The sequence below is a fragment of the Pricia sp. genome (assembly GCF_041745955.1).
Lineage (GTDB): Bacteria > Bacteroidota > Bacteroidia > Flavobacteriales > Flavobacteriaceae > Pricia.
In genome coordinates this window covers 1-2,017 of record NZ_JBGTHY010000507.1, presented here as the reverse complement: position 1 = coordinate 2,017, position 2,017 = coordinate 1, and the positions used below count along the sequence as shown (strand labels likewise).

Here is a 2,017-nt window from a genome sequence, read left to right as displayed (position 1 = left end):
ACAACTCAACTTTTCCGCCGGTTTTCACCGCCTTGAAAATTGCATCGATAATCTTCATGTCCTTCACGCCTTCTTCGCCGTCGACAGGTACTATGGGCTGCTTTCCCTCAAAAATCAACTCGGCCATACCATCCATCTGTAAGGTTTGGTGCATGACGTGGGGTTGCGTCAACGGACCTTTGTGGGTGCGGCCTTCTATCGGGCCGTAGCCGGTAGAGGGCCGCATTTCGACCCAGCCCTCATCCCCCGTCATATAAAAACGGTCGAGATTGCCCATGTTGTAAGTGGATAGGCAATTGGCCACCGCCCCGCTGGGGAAGCCCATTTGAAATTGTATCGTCTCGTCTACGCCCTCCTTGAATTTCTCGGGATCTGTTTTGGTTTCCTGCGCCGTTACCCAAATCGGTTCTTCACCTAGCATATACCGCGCGCCGTTGATGGAATAGATACCGATATCCATCATGGCCCCACCACCGGCCAGTTTTTTATCGAGCCGCCATTGGGTGGGGTCGCCAATGGTAAAACCGGATTGGCCCTGAAAGAATTTTAGTTGCCCGAACTCCCCGTCCTTCCGCATTTGGATGACCGCTACGGTTTTGGGCTCGAAGTGCATGCGGTAGCCGATCAACAGTTTTACGTTGACCGCTTTACAGGCATCGACCATGGCCTGGCCTTCCGCTGCATTTATGCCCATCGGCTTTTCGCAGATAACGTGTTTGCCAGCCTTGGCCACCCGAATGGATTGGTCTTTATGGAGTCCGTTTGGCGTTATCACATACACGGCGTCTATGTTGGGATTATCCTTGATCGCATCGAAATTCTCGTAGTTGTAGCAGTTTTTCTCGGGGATGTCATATTTCTTGCTCCACTCCTCAATTTTAGATGGCGTACCGCTTATAAGTCCGACCAGTTTGGCCCTTTTGCAATCTTCCATGGCTTTCGCCACTCGGGCACCATAACTGCCCAGGCCCATAATGGCGACTTTTAGGATGGGACCTTCGTAGGGCTTACCGGATGCCGCAAAAAGGCTTGTCGGATTGTATAAAAGGGGAAGGCCGACGGCCGAAACCGTGATTTTTTCCAGAAAATTTCTTCTTGTTTCCATCGTGTATCTGATTTTGTCTAAAAATACATTTTTACACGGATCGTGTAAAATCTATTTTCGAGTATCCACTGGTTTTGGTTCAATACTTCGACTACGCTCAGCATAAACTTCGTCGAAGGGCTGAATTTTTGACTACCTGCTGCGACCGTTAAAAAGGAAGCTTCCTCAAATCGACATTCCCTCCCGAAATAATGATACCGACCTTTTTTCCCTTGAACCGATGTGTATCCGAAAGTACCGCTGCCAAAGCCACCGCACTAGAAGGTTCGACAACGATTTTCATACGTTCCCAAATCAGCCGCATGGCCCTAACGATTTCGTCTTCCGAAACCCTGATGATGCTATCTACATATTGCTGCATGATCGGAAAACTTGTATCGCCGAGCTGCGTTTTGAGTCCGTCTGCGATAGTATTGGCGGTTTCGTTCGATTCTATTTTACCGCTTTGCAATGAACGGTAAGCATCGTCGACTTCGAAGGGTTCACCGCCAATGACCTTGCAACCCTTCCCAAAATAATGGGCGGCCAGGCTTGTTCCGGCAATAAGGCCTCCACCACCTACGGGCACGACTATAAAGTCCAGATCCGGAAGTTCCCCTAGCAATTCCATTCCCGCGGTACCCTGCCCAATAATTACATTTTCATCGTTCGAGGGATGAATAAAAGTCCCCCCGGTCTCCCGTTCGATTTTTTGGGCAGCGGCTTCCCTTGCGGCAAGCGTAGGCTCGCATTCGATAATCTTTCCACCGTATTCCGCTACGGCATCCTTTTTTACCTGTGGCGCGGTCGAGGGCATTACGATAAAGGCATCGATACCGCTATTTTTTGCGGCGAGGGAAAGGGCCTGGGCGAAATTCCCGGAAGAATGGGTGACCACTCCCTTATCCTTCTGTACATCCGTCAATTGCAAAA

General features: G+C 50.0%; 2 protein-coding genes. Both read right to left on the bottom strand.

From position 1 onward, the window contains the following. A partial coding sequence (locus ACEW8S_RS17870; protein WP_373519468.1) for a Gfo/Idh/MocA family protein occupies window positions 1–1,105 on the bottom strand: 1,105 nt, incomplete at its 3' end. Window positions 1,106–1,253: 148 nt separating this feature from the next. After that, window positions 1,254–2,015 (bottom strand): pyridoxal-phosphate dependent enzyme, encoded by a 762-nt coding sequence (locus ACEW8S_RS17865; RefSeq protein ID WP_373519467.1) that lies wholly within the window; start codon window positions 2,013–2,015, stop codon window positions 1,254–1,256. Window positions 2,016–2,017: the final 2 nt, after the last annotated feature.